Origin of the sequence: Paenibacillus sp. CF384, from assembly GCF_900106745.1 — a bacterium.
Taxonomy (GTDB): Bacteria; Bacillota; Bacilli; order Paenibacillales; family Paenibacillaceae; genus Paenibacillus_Z.
The window spans coordinates 191,073-211,886 of sequence record NZ_FNNV01000003.1 but is presented as its reverse complement, the minus strand read 5'-3'; the positions used below and the strand labels follow the sequence as shown (position 1 = coordinate 211,886).

At 50.4% G+C, this 20,814-nt stretch carries 24 protein-coding genes; 8 read left to right on the top strand and 16 right to left on the bottom strand.

Features of this window, described 5'->3' with window-relative positions:
- Positions 1-2 precede the first annotated feature (2 nt).
- The gene (locus BLW29_RS08380) at positions 3-305 is read left to right on the top strand and encodes a hypothetical protein (RefSeq protein ID WP_090978163.1); all 303 of its coding nucleotides are present in this window, start codon (positions 3-5) and stop codon (positions 303-305) included.
- Here the strand turns inward: BLW29_RS08380 and gndA are convergent.
- From gndA to BLW29_RS08360, 4 genes are all read right to left on the bottom strand, one after another.
- Positions 286-1,698: an NADP-dependent phosphogluconate dehydrogenase gene (gene gndA / locus BLW29_RS08375; protein WP_090978161.1), complete on the bottom strand. Its 1,413-nt coding sequence runs from the start codon at positions 1,696-1,698 to the stop codon at positions 286-288. The genes BLW29_RS08380 and gndA overlap by 20 nt on opposite strands.
- A 232-nt stretch (positions 1,699-1,930) precedes the next feature.
- A complete protein-coding gene (locus tag BLW29_RS08370; protein WP_090978159.1) occupies positions 1,931-2,527 on the bottom strand; it encodes a hypothetical protein in 597 nt (198 codons plus the stop codon).
- 230 nt (positions 2,528-2,757) lie between these two features.
- A complete protein-coding gene (locus tag BLW29_RS08365; RefSeq protein WP_090978158.1) occupies positions 2,758-2,958 on the bottom strand; it encodes a hypothetical protein in 201 nt (66 codons plus the stop codon).
- Between the two features lie 121 nt (positions 2,959-3,079).
- Positions 3,080-3,511: a hypothetical protein gene (locus tag BLW29_RS08360; protein ID WP_090978157.1), complete on the bottom strand. Its 432-nt coding sequence runs from the start codon at positions 3,509-3,511 to the stop codon at positions 3,080-3,082.
- Between the two features lie 187 nt (positions 3,512-3,698).
- Here BLW29_RS08360 and BLW29_RS08355 point away from each other — a divergent pair, with 187 nt between their 5' ends.
- From BLW29_RS08355 to BLW29_RS31610, 6 genes are all read left to right on the top strand, one after another.
- Positions 3,699-3,935, top strand: a complete 237-nt coding sequence (locus tag BLW29_RS08355) for a spore germination protein (RefSeq protein WP_090978156.1) — start codon at positions 3,699-3,701, stop codon at positions 3,933-3,935.
- The gene (locus BLW29_RS08350) at positions 3,935-4,150 is read left to right on the top strand and encodes a spore germination protein GerPB (RefSeq protein WP_090978154.1); all 216 of its coding nucleotides are present in this window, start codon (positions 3,935-3,937) and stop codon (positions 4,148-4,150) included. Before BLW29_RS08355 ends, BLW29_RS08350 begins: the two co-directional genes overlap by 1 nt.
- Before the next feature lie 21 nt (positions 4,151-4,171).
- On the top strand, positions 4,172-4,948 hold the full coding sequence (gene gerPC / locus BLW29_RS08345; protein ID WP_090978152.1) for a spore germination protein GerPC: 777 nt from the start codon (positions 4,172-4,174) through the stop codon (positions 4,946-4,948).
- Between the two features lie 20 nt (positions 4,949-4,968).
- Positions 4,969-5,229 carry a hypothetical protein gene (locus BLW29_RS32090; RefSeq protein ID WP_090978150.1) on the top strand — a complete coding sequence of 87 codons (261 nt, stop codon included), beginning with the start codon at positions 4,969-4,971 and terminating at the stop codon, positions 5,227-5,229.
- Entirely contained in the window at positions 5,226-5,696 is a 471-nt protein-coding gene (locus tag BLW29_RS08335; protein WP_090978148.1) for a spore germination protein GerPE, read from the top strand. The genes BLW29_RS32090 and BLW29_RS08335 overlap by 4 nt, the downstream gene beginning before the upstream one ends.
- A gap of 180 nt (positions 5,697-5,876) precedes the next feature.
- Complete coding sequence (locus BLW29_RS31610) at positions 5,877-6,008, top strand: YjcZ family sporulation protein (RefSeq protein WP_218147095.1); 132 nt, start codon at positions 5,877-5,879, stop codon at positions 6,006-6,008.
- Between the two features lie 105 nt (positions 6,009-6,113).
- On the opposite strand, the gene BLW29_RS08330 is transcribed toward BLW29_RS31610, so the two are convergent.
- The 8 genes from BLW29_RS08330 to BLW29_RS08295 form a co-directional block, all read right to left on the bottom strand.
- Entirely contained in the window at positions 6,114-6,563 is a 450-nt protein-coding gene (locus BLW29_RS08330; RefSeq protein ID WP_090978146.1) for a GyrI-like domain-containing protein, read from the bottom strand.
- A gap of 149 nt (positions 6,564-6,712) precedes the next feature.
- On the bottom strand, positions 6,713-8,617 hold the full coding sequence (gene thrS, locus BLW29_RS08325) for a threonine--tRNA ligase (RefSeq protein ID WP_090978456.1): 1,905 nt from the start codon (positions 8,615-8,617) through the stop codon (positions 6,713-6,715).
- Positions 8,618-9,009: 392 nt separating this feature from the next.
- Entirely contained in the window at positions 9,010-9,849 is an 840-nt protein-coding gene (locus BLW29_RS08320) for an MBL fold metallo-hydrolase (protein ID WP_177186540.1), read from the bottom strand.
- Complete coding sequence (locus tag BLW29_RS08315) at positions 9,843-10,118, bottom strand: hypothetical protein (RefSeq protein ID WP_090978142.1); 276 nt, start codon at positions 10,116-10,118, stop codon at positions 9,843-9,845. Before BLW29_RS08315 ends, BLW29_RS08320 begins: the two co-directional genes overlap by 7 nt.
- Positions 10,119-10,129: 11 nt before the next feature.
- Positions 10,130-10,678: an aromatic-ring-hydroxylating dioxygenase subunit beta gene (locus BLW29_RS08310; RefSeq protein ID WP_090978140.1), complete on the bottom strand. Its 549-nt coding sequence runs from the start codon at positions 10,676-10,678 to the stop codon at positions 10,130-10,132.
- Positions 10,679-10,701: 23 nt separating this feature from the next.
- Complete coding sequence (locus BLW29_RS08305; protein ID WP_090978138.1) at positions 10,702-12,075, bottom strand: aromatic ring-hydroxylating oxygenase subunit alpha; 1,374 nt, start codon at positions 12,073-12,075, stop codon at positions 10,702-10,704.
- A gap of 26 nt (positions 12,076-12,101) precedes the next feature.
- Positions 12,102-13,019 (bottom strand): NAD-dependent epimerase/dehydratase family protein, encoded by a 918-nt coding sequence (locus tag BLW29_RS08300; protein WP_090978136.1) that lies wholly within the window; start codon positions 13,017-13,019, stop codon positions 12,102-12,104.
- A 13-nt stretch (positions 13,020-13,032) separates the two neighbouring features.
- The gene (locus BLW29_RS08295) at positions 13,033-14,043 is read right to left on the bottom strand and encodes an ABC transporter substrate-binding protein (RefSeq protein WP_090978134.1); all 1,011 of its coding nucleotides are present in this window, start codon (positions 14,041-14,043) and stop codon (positions 13,033-13,035) included.
- A 125-nt stretch (positions 14,044-14,168) separates the two neighbouring features.
- Between BLW29_RS08295 and BLW29_RS08290 the strand changes: the two genes are divergently transcribed.
- Positions 14,169-15,026, top strand: coding sequence for a MerR family transcriptional regulator (locus BLW29_RS08290; protein ID WP_177186539.1), 858 nt, complete (start codon positions 14,169-14,171; stop codon positions 15,024-15,026).
- 18 nt (positions 15,027-15,044) lie between these two features.
- On the opposite strand, the gene BLW29_RS08285 is transcribed toward BLW29_RS08290, so the two are convergent.
- From BLW29_RS08285 to BLW29_RS08270, 4 genes are all read right to left on the bottom strand, one after another.
- Positions 15,045-17,012, bottom strand: coding sequence for a glycoside hydrolase family 15 protein (locus tag BLW29_RS08285; RefSeq protein ID WP_090978130.1), 1,968 nt, complete (start codon positions 17,010-17,012; stop codon positions 15,045-15,047).
- Positions 16,994-18,460 (bottom strand): glycogen synthase GlgA, encoded by a 1,467-nt coding sequence (gene glgA, locus BLW29_RS08280; protein WP_090978128.1) that lies wholly within the window; start codon positions 18,458-18,460, stop codon positions 16,994-16,996. The genes BLW29_RS08285 and glgA overlap by 19 nt, the downstream gene beginning before the upstream one ends.
- Positions 18,461-18,529: 69 nt before the next feature.
- Complete coding sequence (gene glgD / locus BLW29_RS08275) at positions 18,530-19,642, bottom strand: glucose-1-phosphate adenylyltransferase subunit GlgD (protein WP_177186538.1); 1,113 nt, start codon at positions 19,640-19,642, stop codon at positions 18,530-18,532.
- Positions 19,639-20,805 (bottom strand): glucose-1-phosphate adenylyltransferase, encoded by a 1,167-nt coding sequence (locus BLW29_RS08270; RefSeq protein WP_090978126.1) that lies wholly within the window; start codon positions 20,803-20,805, stop codon positions 19,639-19,641. The genes glgD and BLW29_RS08270 overlap by 4 nt, the downstream gene beginning before the upstream one ends.
- Positions 20,806-20,814 lie beyond the last annotated feature (9 nt).

The following is a 20,814-nucleotide window of genomic DNA, read 5'->3' as shown; positions in this document are numbered from 1 at the left end:
ATATGGCTCCAATCCCCGAGCCCTTCTCCGCCCAGTACCACGTGGCCAGAATCAATAATCCTGATTATCCGCTTTCCCGAGAAGATGTGCTGTGGACCCTAGAGTATATGAAAAAGAAAATGGCTGACGAAGCGCCTGAATTAATCAGTCTTCCTCAGCCACTCTTATTAAAAAAATTTCAAAGCTTTGCAGAAGCTTCGTTATTCCTGCTCAAGCAGCAGCGCAGCGGATGCGGTCAAGAGTCCGATCGACTGCGAAGCTGCTTGCAGGATGTCATAACGGGTCTTACGATTGAATCCAATTGAAGTGGAATGAACCTTCTTTGTCCACACGTTTGAACGTGTGTGCGCCGAAGTAGTCGCGCTGTGCTTGAAGCAGGTTCGCAGGCAGACGTTCTGTACGGTAGCTGTCGTAGTACGACAGTGCGCTCGAGAATGCCGGTACTGGAATACCTTGCGTTACTGCAGTCGCGATTACTTCACGCCATGCGCCTTGGTACGACTCCACGATTTCTTTGAAGTGGCTGTCAAGAAGCAGGTTAGTTAGACCGGAGTCTTTGTCATACGCATCTTTGATGTTTTGCAGGAAGCCTGCACGGATGATGCAGCCGCCGCGGAAAATCATCGCGATGTCGCCGTAACGCAGGTTCCAGCCGTACTCGTCGCTAGCTGCGCGCATTTGAGCGAAGCCTTGTGCATACGAGCAAATTTTACTTGCGAACAATGCTTTGCGAACCGCTTCGATGAAAGCAGCTTTGTCGCCTTGATAAGGAGCCGATTGCGGTCCTTTCAACAATTTGCTTGCCGCTACGCGCTCGTCTTTAAGAGCAGACAAGAAACGGGAGAAGACGGATTCTGTAATGATGGACAGCGGCACACCAAGGTCAAGTGCGCTTTGGCTTGTCCATTTACCGGTACCCTTCTGTCCAGCGGAGTCAAGGATGACATCAACCATTGGTTGTTTGGTTTCCGGATCGTATTTGGAGAAAATATCCGCTGTAATTTCGATCAGGTAGCTGTCAAGCTCCCCTTTGTTCCATTCGGTGAAGATCGATTGCAATTCTTCTGTGCTTACGCCAAGAACGCGTTTGAGCAAGTCGTACGCTTCGCAGATCAATTGCATATCGCCATACTCGATACCGTTATGCACCATTTTGACGTAGTGGCCGGCACCGTCTGGTCCAATGTATGTGCAGCAAGCGTCGTCGCCGACTTTCGCGGAGATCGCTGTAAGTATAGGTTCAACCAATTTATATGCAGACTCTTGACCGCCAGGCATGATGGACGGTCCTTTCAGTGCGCCTTCTTCGCCGCCGGAAACGCCAGTGCCGATGAAACGAAGACCCTGTGCTTCAAGTGCTTTGCTGCGGCGCTGTGTATCAGGGAAATAAGCGTTACCGCCATCAATAATAATATCGCCTTGATCTAGAAGCGGAACGAGGGCATCAATCGTTGCATCTGTGCCTGCGCCAGCTTGGACCATAATAAGTATTTTGCGAGGTACTTCAAGGGATGCTACAAACTCCTCGACAGTAAAAGTACCAACTAGGTTTTTGCCAGTCGATTCTTTCAAGAGATCGTCTGTTTTCTCGCGGGAACGGTTATACACCGATACCGTAAATCCTCTGCTCTCAATATTAAGTGCAAGGTTCTTACCCATTACGGCAAGACCGATAACGCCGATTTGCTGCTTAGACATTTTGATTCTCCACACCTTTTCTCTGTTATAGTAAAGACACAGTACAGTACGGCGAAGCAAGAACCCTCGCTTGCGAATACAATACACATATTTTACTCCTTTTGAACAGGAATGAAAACCTTCTTCACCAGAAATTTGTCGATTCCTCCCTATATATTACCACACAAACAAAATAAACCCCCGGTTTGCTGGCATCCCGGAGGTTTATTTCCTATCTTTAATCTTGGTTATTTCAAAGCTCAAGCTGTATCATCTCAGTTCTAAGGGATTGCAGTCTTTCCTTGGACTGCGACATGTCTGCTTCTCGCCCTTCCGTGATCGCTTCATGGAGGACCGATAGCTCATAATCAAGCTCATACCGCAGCACTGACGCTCGCTCCTCAGCCCTTTTCGACTGAAACGCCTGAATGACTTCCTCTACCGTAACAAATGGTTTCTTCTGATAGATGATGCGATGTTCCATGCCGGACACCTCCACAAGTCGAATAATTTCACCAAACATAATGCTTTCAATGACAATTTGCCTGTCTTTGAACCGTTTGACAACTGCATGACCGCGGGAATCGTTAATCAGCTTCTCCAATAAATCCGACAGCTTCTCATCCTTGATTAGATAATCACCGACGATTTTGTAACGATTGCGGACACGTTGAAACCGAAGCTTCACAAGCTTGCGACCGCTGCGTACCGAGATGAGAAAATAGACGTCCGTTTCGCTCCAATAAAGCGAATATCCCTCCTGGATTAAATCCCGAATGAGATTTTGGATTTGCCGTCTGTCGAAACGCAGCTCCAAATTGCAGTATTCAACCTCATAACTTTTGTTCATCGGCAATCCCTCCCTCCGTTTGGCTTCATTGACGAAATGTTCTGAATATTCTCTCATATGATTATCTTATACTCCATCTTATGTTCTGGCAACTTGGATTATTGACTATTTTTCGCCTTTTCGAGCCCAATTGGACAAACAAACTTTTTTGCGCAAAAAGGCTGCCTCAGACTTCGTAATGAAGTCGCTGAGACAGCCTGCTTTGTACCCCTATTCCCATTCATTCGAGATCAGACAAACCATTGTTTCAGGATAACGCCGAACGAAACCGCACTGACAACCGCTCCGGCAAAGCTGTAAACGCCTGCGCGAATCCGCTGCTCGAACATCTTCACGATACCGAAGCTCAGCAATCCGAATATCAGCATAATAAACACCGCGCCCGTAATAAACAAGGCAGCAGAAATGGCACTAACGTCAACCAGAGTCACGAATAACACTCCCTATGCAAGTCTTTACTTGCATTATAGCCAAGCCGGTGCCGTATAGCCAGCAGGGGAAGATAGGAAGTTCGAACAAATTCGTGACATTTATAAAGGAAATGGGCTGCTCTTACAACCCATGGATGGTTGCATGGTGTACTCGTTTACTTGACGGACGTTTACGCAGCTTGATCTTGAGCACTGCGCCATCATACTCTGCATGACAGGAGCGCGGCAGAACCAGCTTCGGCAATTTAATGCTTTCGTCACTTTTGCCGACCAAGCCGCTTAGCTTCACCCGATCCTCCTTCACGACCAGACGAAGGGCGGAGAGATCGGCCGATTCTCCGAGCGGATAAGTTACAATTACATATCTCTTCGTTTCTACAATATTAGATGAAGCGGAATTTAGCGCCGAGGAAACTGCGGGCAATGCTTTGTTCATCATACTGCGGACGTAATTCTCGATCCAATCGGATTGGCGGAAGATATCGAATCCTTTGGGCAGCTGCTGCCCATCCATCCAATCCTCAAGTTCTTCCCACTTCGATTTCGATGACATGCTAGCGCACCTCCGCCTAACGCCGTTATAGCATCCAGTTTATGCGAGCGGCTCCATCGGCGCTACTGCCGGATTGTGTTTTGACGCTTCCATCAGGATGAACGTGCAACACATTCACATCTGGGCATTTGCCGCATACGATGTAACAAATGCTCGCTGAAAACCAGACTAGGGAGAGTGAGACATCATGCCCGCTATTGTAGGCTTCGTCAAAGTAATCAGTGTCGGATCCAGCGCTGTCGTTCAATTCGGTGATTCTGTTCAAATCTCTCCGTCCAGCTCATCCAAAACGTATGCGGGATCAGGCTCCTTCCTCACCGGCGGTTTGACCAACTCGAACAATGCTGTCAGTTCGACGAACACCAGTGATCCGGATGTCCAAGACAATACGAATAATGAAGTTGCTAACGGAGTGAACATCTAATGCAGCTTACGGTTCATCAAACCATTACCATCCACCAGCTTCGTGTAGACAGCGTAGCAAGCTCCTCCGTCCTGCAGGTTGGGACGGCTGGAGCGATTTCTTCCCTCTCGCAGATGTACAACTCAGGAGGATTTACAGCGCCTGCACCGTTGCTTAACGAAGAGCTCAGCACGGAGAATCCGCTGAACTTCGTTCCGCTGCCCAATCCGAATTAACAAGGAGGTGCCTACTAGCGTATGCAACCGGCAAATACACCGCCAACTCCTTGGCAACTATGGAACGCCTTTAGCCAACATATTCATAAGGTGCAATGTCAGCTCGATGAACAGCAGGCTGTCATCAACCGACTTAGCAAGCAGCTCGAGGCGCTGAATGCACGTTTGGATGCAGCAGAATCAAAGCCAAGCTATCACATCGATACCATTCAATATCATTTCGACCAATTAAAAGTCGAGAAACTCGATGGTACATTGAACATCGGGCTGACACCTCCTAACGAGGAACAATTCAAAGAAATCGGTCAAATTGTCATGCCGAGTGGGAACAGCACGGTAGTTGTCAATGATCCCGGTTCTAAGACGGCAACCGATAATCCGCCCGTGAACAATCTCAAGCCTAACGTATTTCCGGTACAACCCGGGAGTATCGGTCCCGGCCCCGTACCCGGACCCGGGTCTGTATTACCCTCTTCTCCCTATCCCGAAATCCGCTTAGTGATTGATCGATACTTGGATCAGAATGCACCTCAGCAGCTCAGTGAGCTTGAAGCTGAGCTTAGCCTCTCGCTCGATCCCTATCACCGCAGGCTGATCATAGAGGATATTCGCAAGCAAATGAGTGCCCGCATTCAATTCTATATCCAAGCCGCTGAACATGAGGCCAAGAGCAGCAGTTCATCTCCTGAAGGAAGCCACGCGCCGAGCGATGCCCAAATCCAAGAGGCAATTATCGGGAAGACGACGCGCGACATCCATGCTGCGCTTCGCAGCTATTTGTCCCGATTGCAAAATTAGTAAGAAGGAGCTTTCTTTCTATGCAAATGCAGATGCATGTAGTGAACCATGTGCTCGCTGTCGGCAGTATCCAATTAACCGGCGTAGCGAGCGCCTCGATACTTCAAATCGGCGATACCGAAGAAATTACGCTCATCTCCATGTTCGATACACCGCCGGAATCGGTTATCGTCGGCCCGATTGCTCCGCTGGACGAACCGCAAGGCGCAAGCCGCGCCGAAGGCGAAGCGGACGTGTTTAAGAAAGAAACGATCGAGAAGCTGGAGGAGCAGGGGTTATGAGAAGCAATCCCTCTCTTCCGTCTTACAGCGTTGAAAATTCGGACTACCCTGTACGGGTTTCCGAGGTAGGCGGATTGTACTTAACGAACGTAGGGAGTGCATCCGTCGTGCAAATCGGCGATCGAGCAGAAGTGAACGCTTCGCTTCGTGCTCTGGCTGTGCAACGCGCGGCTGATCATGCCGAATCAGGCAACGTTTATTTCGAATCGTATTCCATATTCGATCGCCCAACTCCGAGCTGGGATCCGCTTGGTATTGCGTCTGATGACGTGCCTACATTCATTAAGACTACCAACTGTCAGCCTTCGATCAGTGTCGGTTGTATCGAAGTGATCGCCGTCAGCAGCGCGGCAAACGTGCTAATCGGCAACGGTTTGAAGATGCGGGCGGAATCCAGAGTCAAACATATCCGCCAATATGCCCGTTCTATTCCAACGGGCAGCTCTGTTCCCGCTTCTCCTTGCTAAGTTTGAATAGGCTGCTGTTATAGAAGGCTGATTACCCTGCGCAACCGCTGCTGTCCCTATTGGGCGAATGCGTAATTACGAATGCACCCCGTACAAACGTCCAATCGATTCCGTCTCCAAGGCATATATTACAAATGTGATATGAAACATCACAAATTAACCACTCAGGAGGTATGTACAGTGGGATATATGCAAGGTGTAGGCGGCGCAGGAGTCGGTTGCGGTGGCGGACCAGGCCTTTGGACTAGTGCAGGCGTAATTCTTGTACTTTATATTTTGCTCGTAATCGTTCTTCGCGGCGGCTTTTTATGATCTCGATCTCCCAATAAGCAAAAAAACGGTCTTGCCTTCCGGCAAGATCGTTTTTTTCATTTCATTATGAAACCGCCGCTGAGTAGGTTGGTGCATCCAAACTTATTATAGCAACGGAATATACACATCTACCTCTGAGGGCCATAGCGGTTTATGAATCTGATAAACCTCCATTGCCATCCCCCGCTTATTGCTGCTTAGACCTTGTGCCTTGATATAGGCATGGAGAAGCTCATAAGGATCACCTTGTTCCACGCGGACCTTTACATAACGCTGAGGAGGAATCGTAAACCCGATCATCCCTTCAGGAACCGCAGGCAATGCGCGAACTTCCATGCAGGATAAATAGGTGAACAGCTGATCGCAAACGAATGAATGACAAACATAAGAGCCGGCGTCCACGAGTTGCTTGATTTCGAATCTGCGGGCAATAAAAGCCTTCAAGTGCTGCTCGACCCGCTTCGGATCGTGATTGGCAAAAACAGACGTAATCGCCATCCCTACATAATGCCGTTCGGGAAGCGAGACTTCCTGTACATCATCAATTGAATTCACAGCGCAATACCCCCATTCACGAGATAAGCCGAGACCTTCCAATCTTTGGTGTTCAGCAATAGACTAGCCTCCCGCATATCCTCCGTCAAGCTAAATTTTCCGTAAGGCACACGCATACACGGCATACACGGATACATTGTCCTTCAGTGTTACTTCTTCGCAGCTATCTCCTCGCTTAACCGTTCCATCAAGGCTTCTATGCGCAGGGAGCCGATGTCGCCATGCCCCCGCTGCCTTACCGCTGCTGTATTCGAATGGCGCTCCGCTTCACCAAGCACCAGCATATACGGTACTTTCTCAAGCTGCGCCTCGCGAATTTTATAACCTAATTTCTCGCTGCGAAGATCCACTTCAACACGCACACCGGATTGTTCAAGTTTTCGTTTCAACTCATATGCGTAGTCTTGATCCATTCCTGAGACCGGGATCACCTTCACCTGAACTGGAGCCAGCCACAGCGGGAACGCTCCGGCATAATGTTCAGTCAAGATGCCGATGAACCGGTCAATCGATCCATAGACAGCTCTGTGGATGACGATCGGACGATGCTTCTGACCATCCTCCCCGATATACGACAAATCGAATTTCTCCGGCATTTGAAAATCAAGCTGAATTGTCGCGCACTGCCAGCTTCTCTTCAGCGCATCGAGAATATGAAAATCGATCTTTGGCCCATAGAATGCGCCGTCACCTTCATTCACGCGATATGCGATCCCGCGATTGTCCAGCACCTGTGCAAGCGCGGCTTCCGCTTGGTCCCACAGCTCCGGCTCCCCCATCGAATCCTCCGGCCGAGTAGAGAGCTCAATCCGATATTCGAAACCGAATACGGCGTAAATGTCGTCGATAAGCGATATAACGCGGCCGATTTCAGCTTCGATTTGATCCAGCCTCACGAAGAGATGGGCATCATCCTGACAGAATGTCCGTACACGCATCATGCCGTTCAACGCGCCGGAGTACTCATGGCGATGCACTTGGCCGAATTCAGCGATTCGGATCGGCAGCTCGCGGTAGGAGTGCAGACTGTTTTTGTATACTAACATATGCCCCGGACAATTCATGGGCTTGAGCGCAAAGGCAGTCTCATCAACTTTAGTGAAATACATATTGTCTTTGTAGTGGTCCCAATGCCCCGATTGCTCCCACAGCCGCTGGTTGAGCATAAGCGGTGTCCGTACCTCTTCATAATCGCGCTCCTGCTGCAGTTGCCGGGAGAACTGCTCCAGTTCATTACGAATTGTCATACCTTTAGGCAGATAGAACGGCATGCCTGGCGCTTCTTCCGAGAACATGAACAGCCCGAGCTCTTTGCCTAACTTGCGATGATCCCGTTTCTTGGCTTCCTCAAGCATGCTCAGATGCTCGTCAAGCTGCGATTTCTTCGGAAACGCAGTGCCGTAAATCCGTTGTAATACGGCATTCTCGGCATCCCCCCGCCAGTATGCTCCTGCTACCGACAACAGCTTAAACGCCTTAATCCGGCCAGTGGATGGCAGATGAGGTCCGCGGCATAGATCCGAGAACTCGCCTTGCTCATAGATCGAGATCTCAGCCGAGTCCGGTAAGTCACGGATCAACTCCACCTTCAAGGACTCTCCTTGCGATTCAAACCATTCCAGTGCATCCGCACGACTAACCACTCGCCTTACAATCGGCAGATTCTGCTGTACGATACGATCCATTTCTTTCTCGATAGCAAGCAAATCAGCGGGTGTGAGCGGACATTCAATCGCGACATCGTAATAGAATCCGTCTTCGATAACAGGTCCTACGCCCAACTGCACCGCCTCTTCACCATAAATCCGCTTGATCGCCTGCGCCATCAGATGGGCTGTGCTGTGACGGAGAATGGCCACTCCAGCATCGCCATCGAGCGTAATCAGCTCCACCTCGCAATCCTCTTCAAGCCGATTAGTTAAATCAACCTCTCTACCGTTCACCTTGCCTGCTACCGCGTTCTTCCCGAGCGCTGAGCTGATTGCCTTTGCCACATCCGCTACCGAGACTCCTGACTCGAAGCTCCTTATACTACCGTCTTGCAGCTTAACCATAATCCCATTGTTGTCCACGAGTCTTCCTCCAATTGGTTTATTGAACGCAAAAAAACGCACATGTCCCAAGGGACGAGTGCGTTCAGACTCGTGGTTCCACCCTAATTCGACCCAGCCGATCGCGATCAGCCGCGGGGTCCTTCTTAGCATCCGGTAACGGGGATTAATCGGTGCCATTTACAACCGCGACACGTAATCGACGGGTTCAATGTTACGGCTGCAAAGGGGTAACTCACATCTCAGGACGGAAGGAGCTTGCAGCAATCGCCCCTCTCTCTGTGCAGCCTGACGTATGGGAATCATGTCTTTGGTCTTCGCCTGCTATGTTGCTGTGTTCCATATTATAGAGTCCATCCGAACAAAGTTCAAGAGGTATTCGCATAATTTTCTGATTATTTCAAGTTATGCAACAAACTCTGCTCGTTCGCAAGCAGCACCATATTCGCGTCATGCCGCTTCCGGAATCCAATTTTGAACCGATAGTCTTGCAGATCCATAAAGGTCTCGAAGCGGCTCGTTCCTTCTCCCAGCTCAAGCTGCTCTTCACAAAGACTCAGATATTGTTCCGAAACTTCGGCCCGATGCAAGATTTCATCTTGATCTGCCGTCACACTGCCATGGCTGGGGAGCAATAGCAGACCGGGGACTGACCATCCATAAGTTACAATCTTCTCCAGCGTGCTTCGGTATGCGGCGAAGGTGTCAAACACAAATGGGAATTCGATATCCGACACATAATCCCCGGTAATGAGTGCCCCGCATGGTTCAACGAGGCACATCAATCCATCTCCGTTATGTCCGAATGCCGTTCGGAAGGTCAGAACGGTTTCACCAATGGTGAGCTGCTCGCCTTCTTGCTCAATGACATGGTCTACACGCGGAAATTCGATACGGTATGGCCGGCTGATATAGAATTCATCATCCAAGCGCTCGACAACCGATACCCGCTCCACCTTATCCGGATGATTCGCAAACGCAGACCCCGCAATGATCCTGCAATCCGTGAAGGAGCCATAACCGACGATATGATCAAAATCAGAATGGGTAAAAAACAGGTACAGCGGTCGATCTCCCTTCACTGCATCCACATGCTTCCGAATGATCGCAAGCTCCGAAGGCAAATAATTCGGATCTACGATTAAGACGAGATCGTTCGTCTCGATGACAAAGCAGTTGGTCTGGTAGAGTTCGCTTTGAAAAACAGAAATGCCTTCTGATTGACACGTTAGCATGACTCGCTCTCCTCCTTGCATTCGCATTTTGCGGCAGGCGCCGGAACTTCCGCACCGAACGGATACGGTTCAAGCGGTGTCTGCAGCAGGGAAGAGTACATATCCGCATGCTGCCATGTCAAACTCTCCAGCGACAATGGATCCAAACTAACCTGCAACCCGAGCCCATTGGATACGATCTCGAGCCGCTCCCCGTTGCGCGTTCTAATCTTCCGAACCGTCACACTTGCGAATTCATTGGCAATCCGAATCTCTTGATCTGCCGACATCCTGTCACCTCCTACAAGAAAATACCCAAGCTGCTTATTCCCATCGTCGTATGATCCAGCCGCACGAATCGTCTCGACAGCTTCCAGCCGCCTGCACCGCCGCATTCCCGAATGGTATCTTCACGTTCACCCGATACCAGGTCGTATGCCGGGCTGTCAAAGCGACTGCGAAACAACAGTAAATTACTAAGAACGACTATCTCAACTGCACCATCACTGCTCTCTCGAACATCGGCCAACCTGAAGTTCGTCAGAAAATGTCTCGTTCGAGACGGAGGATCCTCTGCCCAGTTGTAGTCAGAGAATGTCCGCTCTACTCGCATCTGGATCGATGCCAGATTCTCGTTCATATGAAAGGCTTGATCGCTGAACGGACTTGGCGCATGACGTTCACGAGTCAGCCTGATCGGAATTTGATAGCGGATATCGCTTGTCAGCAGCGCCATCCATTCTGCATAGTTTCCGTTGTCCAGCAGCTCCGCCTCATGGATTAGGAAATTCTGCCCCTCTTGCAGCAGCTGCTCGGTCCCACGCTCAACAATCACGGTTTCTTCTCCCATAACGGCCCCTTCCTCTCACAATGCTAGTTTCCATCTCCATTATCATCTTCATCGTCAAGCATTGTATTCACATACGATTCATAGAAATAACGCTGATTGCCTTCCCCATATCGCGGATAATAGGCAACCCCCGGGAGCGGCCATTCTTCGTCTCGTTTGGCCTTTCCCATTCCGTTCAACCCCATTTGGAAGTTGAGCTTCAAATTGTTCTTCGCAAACCGATTGCCTGCCGTCTGCGTAATGGTCTCCCAAGTCATCGAATCATCCATTTCGAATATTCCGGCCAAGCTAAACGTCGCTGAACCGGCACGATAAGAAGCTTCTTTGAACGCCTGTGGCGTATTCTTAAACATCAGGAACCAATTCCATATTTCGATTTGGTCAGGCCCCTTCGGACGCCACTGACGCATACTGATGAACGGGACAGGAGGCAAATCCCGCTCTGGCGTGACGGTCATGAGCAGAAACGAGCTGTTCGGAAAAATATTGCCGAGCATTTCCTTGGAGTCTCGAACGATCTCAAGCCCCTTTGGCTCCAGCCGATCCAGACGGAAGGTATCGACGATTTCCTGCGGAAAATTCCAGTAAGGCATCTCAATGACCTGTTCTGTCTTATCCAGCGAAATATCGACGCAGTGTCCGTTGCCGGCCAGAATTTGTTCGCCGTTCATATTCGCCAGCATGGAGAATGGCGAGGATCCCACTTCATAGGCGGAATGATGCAGGAAAATCAGATGATACGCATCACCGCTGAAGTTCTCCGCCGCAACCTTCCAATTCGCATTCACAATCCAGCGCTGCGGTTCGCCAATGACTTCAAGCCCTTCATCCTGCAGCCCGAACAGCAGATCCAGATAGTACTTACTGTCCGCAAGATATTCCTCGAGCGGCGGCGTCTCCTTATCCAAGCATGCGAAAATCAAGCCGTGAATCGTATCGCAGCGCGCCTCCAGCAGACCCCAATCCTTCTTGTTCAGCCCGTTGTACGCATGCTGCTGGGCCGGCATCCCGATGAGGTTGCCGTTGTTTTTATATATAAATCCATGGTAGGGACAGCGAAAATGCGAAGCATTCCCTTTCTCCGCCCGGCATACCCGAACGCCGCGATGCACGCAGGCATCCAGCATGACTCTTATTTCGCCGGACTCGTCACGGTTCACGATGAACGGGTCTTCGCCAATATAGCGGAGCACATAATCGCCCGCGGACGGAATCTCCGATTCATGCCCGACATAGATCCATTTTTTCGTAAAAATTTTCTCCATTTCAAGCTCATAGAGCTCGCGGTCATTGAAGATGCCTACGGGGATAATACCTTCCTTTAAGCTCTCTCGCATTTCGCGGAGCAGCGATTTGGCATGACTGTATGCCGGTGCACCTTTCGTTTCTGTTTTCATCGTCTAGCACCTCGCTCTTCTATGGGTTAGTAAGGATTAAACGCAAGCCAGCCCGCATAAGCACGCACACTTTCATAGAATTCTCGCGCAGGCACATAGCCGATTTCTTCACGTGCTTTCGTAATATCGAAGGTGCCATAATGATCCAATTCCGAGAATCGGCCTTCCCCGACTTCAATTACGGCATCCGGGTATAACTCCTGCACGAATGTGATCAACTCGCCAAACGTTGTTTTATAGCCCGCCGTTATGCTGTATACGTAGCTCTTCATGTTCTCTGCTTCCATCGCACAGATGCATGCCTGCGCCACGTCCTTCACATGCACATACTGGAAGCCGTAATCGCGGCCTTCCTTCAGATAGGTCGGCACTCCCTTGATTGCATTCACGATCAAATCCTTCATGTAGCACTGCATAAATTGTCCCGGCCCATAGAGCCAGCCCGGCCGCAGCGACGGGATTTCCAAGCCGTACAGATTGCGATAACCGTATGCCAGCTTCTCCGTAAACACCTTCGTAGCACCGTACACGCCGCTCGGATGAAGCGGTACATCCTCCGTCACTGTGCCTAGTTCAGCATTGTTACCATAGGCGTACTCGGAGCTCAAGTTAACCACTCGTTTGATGCCAGAGAGTCTAGCCGCTTCGAAGATATTCGTCGTGCCAACCGCATTGGTCATGACCGTCTGATACGGAATATCGATGGCTGTCACGGGATGGGAGATGGCAGCCGTATGAATGATGCGGTCGATCTTATATGTGCGGATCGTCTCCAGAATAAGAGGCAAATCCAGCAAATCGCCTTGTACATAGGTGAGAGATTCATCACCTCCGTTATCCTTCACTCTGCGGTCGTAGCTGACGACGCGATAGTCGCGCTCTCGCAGCATCGGAACCAGATTTGAACCTAAGAAGCCCATACCGCCGGTTACTAGAATATTCATTCGTAATTCCTCCCTATTTCTCGTCTGCCAGTTGATTGATAAAAGATGGATTGTACAGCTTGCTCATATCGGGCAGCTCATCGATAAATTTCAAATCTTTCAGGAAAGCTCCGACCTGCTCGCCGTTATATTTTACAGAGGTATATGCCTCTTCTTCCTTCTGAGCGGCTACATTATCGTTCAAATCGTATACTTTCACGCCTTCAAGGGAGACCTTGAATTCCTCCGGTGTAATCTCCGCATGTTTCGCCATAATGGCAATTGCCTCGTCCGGACTGTCCTTTAGGTAACTTACGGCATCGAACCAAGCCGCCATGACGTTCTTCACGTCCTCCGGGCGATCTTTGATGATGCTTTCACGGAAAGCGATCGTGTCCATCAGAAGTCCCGGCGTTTCTTTCGAGGAGAAGAGCAGCTTCCCCTTGCCGGAGCTTAAGGTTTCACTTAGGAACGGTTCCCAGATGACAGCGGCGTCGATTTTGCCCGCTAGGAAGGATGAACCTGCGTCCGCAATCGCCATATTGAAGTAGTTAATATCTTTTTCTGATAAACCGTGCTGCTTGAGGACGGTCAGCATGAAGAATTGGTCCACCGTGCCGAGCTCTGTTGCAATTCGCTTGCCCTTCAAATCTTCGAAACTCTTAACCGAGGGGTCGACAACAAATCCATCTGCGCCGTCGGAGTAATCAATGATCATTGGAATTTGCAGTTTAATGCCTTTGCCAACCGGTGGCAGCGTGTCACTGAGGGTTTGGCTGTTCGCATCTACATTGCCGGAATTCAGAGCCGACAAGCCGTCGCTGTAGCTAGGGAACCATTCGAGCTCCACATTCACATCGTGCTTCTCGAAGAATCCCTTCTCTTGTGCCACATACCAGAGAAAATAAGTCGGGAACGGATTCAGGCCGATTTTTAGCGGATCACTGGATTTCTCTGTGCCGCCGCCATTGTTGTTCGCGCAGCTGCTGAGCAGCAAACCTGCCATAACGCATGTCATGATGATGGATAATACACGCTTTTTCATGGTTCGTTCCCTCCACTCGATTAACTTAAAGCGATTGTAAACCTTTGTGCTACACAAAAGTCAATCACAATGTTATATTTTATAACATGAGTGGTGAAGTAGGAGTAAAGAGAGGAGATTCTCCGATGAAGGAACGGCTCTCTATTAGCGAAATGGCGCAGCTGCGCGGGATTTCTGCCGAAACGCTGCGTCATTACGACAGAATCGATCTCTTTAAGCCTCAGTATGTAGATCCTCATACCGGCTACAGGTACTATTCGATTTTTCAATACGAGGTGCTGGGCACGATTAAAGAGCTGCGGCAGCTTGGGATGAACACAAACGAAGTGAAGCAATATTTCAATGAACGCAATATCAAGAATTCTACCGAGATATTGGCAGCGAAACACGAGGAGCTCGTCCATAAGCTGAACGAAATGAAGGCGCTTGAGGAGAATATCCGGGATAAGCTGGCTTTCCTGCGAGAAATTATCGCCGAGGCAGACAGCCCGGCCGTCATTATTCGTCAGCTGGGGCGCCGGAAGCTGTTCACGCTGCATCAGAAGATAAACAGCAACCTGGAGCTCTGTTATGGCGTGCTAGGTCTGGAGAACAGACTTACCGAGACGGCTCCGTTACTTGCCAGCAACAGACTCGGCGTCCTCCTGTCACAGGAAAACTTGGAGGCTCGCCGATTCGAGTCGCCGTCTACGATCTTCGTCGTGGCCAAGCGAGCTGCATCCGTGCCGAAGGAGAACCTGATTACGATTCCCGCCGGATCGTTCGCCTGCATCCGATATTATGGGGAGCTATGGAATCGCAGCGAGAGCCTCGACGCCTTGTGCCGCAAGCTTGAGGAGGATGATTACGAAATAACGGGGAATGCGCTGCAAATCATGCAGGTGGACATTACGATTACCGATAATCCAAGCGAGGTCATGTTCGAAATTCAAGTTCCTATACAGAAGAAAACAGCAGCTGGAGCGGCGCATGAGCCGCAATAGCTGCTGTTTTCTTGCTTACTATCCTTTGGCGGAGAGCTCCGCATATTTCTCTGCATACCGCGTAACCGACTGCACATAAGTCGCATGAGACCATGTGAGCGGCGCCACGGAGAGCGGGCTGCCGTCTAGCGGATGCAATTGCTCCGGCAGGACACCGCTTGACAGTGCGTGTTCGACTACCCAGTTGAGCGTTTCGCGAGGACGAACCAGGTCGCTTAATTGCTTCGCCGATTCGATCTCGAAGTTCGCAATCCACAGCGTGCATATGATCCATGGATTACCCGGCACATTCTCGATATCTCCCGACTGCTGGAAGTAATAGTCGTTCGTGTAACGCGCAACGCCGCCGACACTTGTTCGGATCGTCAGCCCATCCCGGATCGCATTCATCGTCTTGATGACGCGTTCGTCCTCGACAGGCAGCACACCGAATTCCCAAATACCGAACAAGCTGCTCTCCAAGGTCATATCCTTCACCCAGCGGTTATCCTTCTGGATTAAGCCGCGCGCGAATCTGCCTGATTCTTCATCCCAGAGATGCGTAAGCATCCCGTGTTTGATGGATTGCGCCGTATTGCGAAGATGATCGCTGCGTTCGTAATCCCCAAACAACTCTGTGAAGAAGGCAGCTGCCATTAATCCGCCATAAACGGAAGCAACGGTATAGGTCCATATGCCGTAACGTTCTTCCCAAAGATCATAGCTAGGCTTCGGAAGTGACAGGCTATGCTCCATATACTGACTCAGGAAGGCTGCGCCTTTGCGAATCAGATTGTTATAGAGCGACTGCGGCAGCTCGATGACTTGATGGCGCGAATAATCCCTCCACAGGGCAAACAGCACTAACGCTGTTTCGTCCTCTTGAATCGGCAAGCGCCGGCTCCCCTGCACGATATACGGATGCCAGCTGGAGCCTACCGTTCCATCCGGATTGTATTTGTGAAACAAATATCCATCCGGTGAGAGCGTCTGCGCGCAGAACTGGAAGAACGGCGCGATTACGCTTTGAAATCCTGCAGCAGACATCGCATCGGCAATCAATGCTCCGTCACGCGGCCACATATAGCTGTAGTGGTCACGATTATATTGCAGAATATCCGTGTCATTCGCTGCTACGATTGCTCCCCGCTCATCGGTTTGCGTCCGAACGAGCAGCAAGCTTAAGCGGAACATGTTCGCCGCTTCCTCATTCAGATCACCCAGATTATTCTCCGCGCGATGGAGCCAATGCTTCCAATAAATCACGATTCGGCTCAACAATTTCTCCGGGTGGCTCTCTTGCACATATTGATTAAGAGATTTGACTTCTTCTAAATTCTTGCCGATCGACATCCAGTAATAGACTGTCTTCTCTCCGCCTGCAGGCACGACAGTACGGAAGCTGATCGTACTGTCAACAGAACCTTGCGCGATGGAGTTGCCCATCAGCGTTCCGTCCTCCGCATCCCGCCAGGTGCCTTCCGCGGATTGGAATCGCTTGATCCCCGTCGTATATTGCATGATGCCGCCTTCATCCGAGAAGCCGTTGAACATGAAATACGAAGAGCGTTTGTAGTGGTAAAGCGTATGGTTCTCCGGATAATAGGCTGCCGTGTCTCCTACCTCCGAGCCGTCAATCATGAGATCATGATGGAAGAACAAGCGGAATTCACGTGGATCTGAACCTAGATTACGCACGACTACGCGCTTGATGTAGATGCATTCCCTCTGATGAATGCCGTCATTCATATGCAGCTCCACAGCGAGACGATCGTTACGTGCGATGACGTTTGTTACTAATGAATCCTCAACGTAAGACAGCTCAAACTTCCATTCCGGATCTTCCAGCCAGGAAAACTGTCCGCCTGCCCAAATCCCAAATCGACAATATTGGCCTCCCACATGATTCAGTTGACCGACGAAAGGATAGTAGATGTCTCGGATGTAGTTGTTTCGGTCCAAATTAATCAGTATTTTACCATTGCCAATTACGAGATGACGGGCCATTGATGATTCTCCTTTCGATTAGGCGCAATCGCACTATATAAGGACATATAGGCTTTCGCTGAACGCGTCCAGCTGATATCTTCTTTGGCACCATTGGCTACGATTCGCTGCCACACTTCCTCATCCCGATAGAACTCAAGCGCTCGGCGAATCGTATAAAGAAGATCATGCGCGTTATAATTCGTAAAGCTAAATCCGTTACCTTCCCCAGTATACTCGTTATAGGCTTTAACGGTGTCCTTCAAGCCGCCTGTCTCGCGAACAATCGGAACAGACCGATACCGCAGCGCGAGAAGCTGGCTTAGTCCACAAGGCTCAAACTGTGAAGGCATCAAGTACATATCGCTGCCGGCATAGATTCTGCGAGCCAGACCATCATTAAACCCAAACCAAGTCGTCACTTGACCGGGCTTCTTCAGTTCGGCACGGCGGAACATTTGTTCGAACTGCCAATCGCCGGAACCAAGCACGACCAGCTGAACATCTTCCTTCAGGATTTGCTCCAGTACCGCTTCGATTAAGTCAAAGCCCTTCTGATCGACCAGTCTGGAAACGATACCGATTAACGGCGTTGACTCCGATTCCGTCAGGCCCAGCTCACGCTGAAGCGCAAGCTTGTTCTTCCTTTTGCGAGGCAATGATCCTCGATATGGAACTTCCACAGCCGGATCATTCATCGGATCAAACAGTTCCGTATCGATGCCGTTCACGATGCCGACCAAATCCATCGAGCGGTAACGCAGCAGCCCTTCCAGCTTCTCTCCATACGCTTCCGTCTTGATTTCCTCCGCGTATGTAGGGCTTACTGTTGTCAGCTTGTCCGCATACCGCAAACCACCCATCATGCAGTTGCCGGCACCATAGAAATCAATGCCTTCCGAGCCAAACAATTCATCCCCGGAACCAAGCAGATCCTTCAGCAGCTCTCGCCCGAATACCCCTTGATACCTCAGATTATGTATGGTGTACACGGAGGCGATGTCGCGGCATGCCGGATCGTGTTTGTATCTGGTTTTGAGCAGGAACGGAATAAGACCGGTTTGCCAGTCATGGCAATGAATAATATCAGGCCTGAAGTCCATATTATACAGCGACTCCATCACGGCAAAGCAGAAAAATACGAACCGCTCCGCATCATCGCCATATCCATACAGCACGCCGCGCTTGAAATAAAATTCGTTATCGATCAAATAGTAGACAATGCCGTCGATCTCGGCCTTGAGCAGACCGCAGTACTGGTCCCGCCAGCCCAGCCGTACGTTAAAAGTGGCAATGGTCTCGAACTGTTCCGCCATTTCAGCCGGAATCGTATCGTACTTAGGCAGAATGACGCGCACATCGGCGCCGACTTTAGAACGCAGTGCTTTCGGCAATGCTCCAGCTACGTCAGCGAGGCCGCCCGTCTTCACGAGCGGCACCGCTTCAGATGCAGCGAATAATACATTCATCGTATGGTTTCACCTCTACTCAACTTTCTATCTCTCTAGATTTGCAACGACTGACGACAACAATAGGATTTAGATGACTTTCCGCTTAACTGCCAGGAATGGCGACACTTCGGCACCGCGCAGCTCACGGCTGCGTTCCACGGTGACATCCTTATCGAGGATGACATGATCCACGAAGCTATGCTCTCCGATAATACCGTTCTGCATGACGATGCTGTTGCGCACAACGGCTCCTTTGCGTACATGAACGCCTCGGAACAAAATGCTGTTGATGACCGTTCCTTCGATGATACATCCGTTCGCTACGAGGGAATTCGACGTCTTGGCCCCTTCGGCATAACGGGCCGGCGGCTCATCCTTGACTTTCGTGTAGATCGGGCCCGGCTCATAGAACAGGCTCTTCCACACCTCAGGACGGAGAAGCTGCATGTTGTTTTTGTAATAACTGTTCAATGTATTTACGACGCCAAGATAACCGTCGTAGGCATAGCTTTGTATGTGGAGATCGTTAACTCGCGACATAATCGCGTGACGGACAAGATGATCCTGTCCTTGCGCAAGCGAAGTATCTACGAGCTCAAGCAGCAGCTCCTTGCGCATCAAGTACATTTCCATCGAGATCAGATCGCTCTCCAGCCGGCCGTAATGGTCCTGCATGGCCGTGACGCGTCCTTTCTCGTCGGTTTGCAGCTTGCGCGCTTTGCCGCCAAACAGCTCCGTTTGCTCTTTCGTAACGACCGTAATGTCCGCGCCGCTTGCTTTATGCGAAGACAGCATGGCATCATAATCCACATTGCAGACCATATGACTGCGTGTGACCAGCACATACTCTTGCGACGAGCGCGTAAAGTAATCACGGTGCTGATAGAAGTGATACAAATCGCCGCGACGCACCTCGTTCACGTCATCCGTCACAGGCGGCATGATGAACAATCCGCTCTGACGATGATGCAGATCCCAGTGCTTGCCGGAACCCAGATGGTCGATAAGGGAACGATATTTGGTTTGCGCGAACACGCCAACCTTCGTAATCCCTGAATTCACCATGCTTGATAGCGTGAAATCGATAAGCCGGAAACGTGCGCCAAACGGAACAGTAGCCAAGCAGCGGCTTGCCGTCAAGGACTCTAGTTCATCTGATTCGTGGATAAGATTTATGACACCTAGTATGTTGGAGTTCATGACTGCTCTACCTCCTGCAACGAATGAGTAGCCGTAACGAGTTCATCACTTCCGATAACTGTAACCGCGCTTGAATCCGGACTTCCGATCACGACCCCGTCGCCGATTATGGCTCCTTCCCCAATAATGGCACGGTAGATACGAGCCCCTTTGCCGATCTTAACGTTCGGCATAATGACCGACTCGCGCACTTGACTGTCAAGTCCGGACTGGACACCATGGAACAGCACCGATCGATGCACTAGCCCTTCTATTAAGCAGCCCTCCGTAATGAGAGAGTCTACGATGTCTGCGGTAGCCGCAGAATAATGAGCCGGTCGATTCGGGTTAACGGAGTAAATCCGCCAGTCGCGGTCGTTCAGATCAAGCGCCGGTTTCTCCGAGAGCAGATCCATATTGGCTTCCCACAGGCTCTCAAGCGTACCGACGTCTTTCCAATACCCGTTGAAGGTGTAGGACTGAAGCTTCACGCCGTCCTGAAGCATAGCCGGAATGATGTCTTTGCCGAAGTCGTTGCCGGATAACCGATTCGCTTCGTCGCGAACCAAATACTGCTGCAAGACCGGCCAGGAGAAAATATAAACACCCATCGATGCCAAATTGCTGGTAGGCACTTTCGGTTTCTCTTCGAACGAAGTGATGGCACCTTCATCGTCAACATGCATAATGCCGAAGCGGCTTGCTTCCTTCCAGCCTACTTCAATGCACGCGATTGTAACATCGGCGCCACGCTCCTCATGCTCTCTCAGCATGAGCTCGTAATCCATCTTATAAATGTGATCGCCTGAGATCACTAATACATAGTCGGGGTCGTACCGATCGATGAACCCCATATTCTGATAAATTGCATTCGCGGTGCCTTTATACCACATACCGCCTTTTTGCTTGACATAAGGAGGAAGTATTGCCATTCCGCCGTCGCGTCGGTCTAGTCCCCATGGACTGCCGATTCCGAGATAGGTGTTCAGGACCAGCGGCTGATATTGCGTCAGAACGCCGATTGTGTCGATGCCCGAATGTGCACAGTTGCTTAAAGTAAAATCGATAATTCGGTACTTCCCGCCAAAATGGACCGCCGGCTTTGCTACATCTTTCGTAAGCACGCCGAGTCTCTTTCCTTCTCCTCCGGCAAGAAGCATGGCCACCATACGTTTTCTGCCCATGGACACACT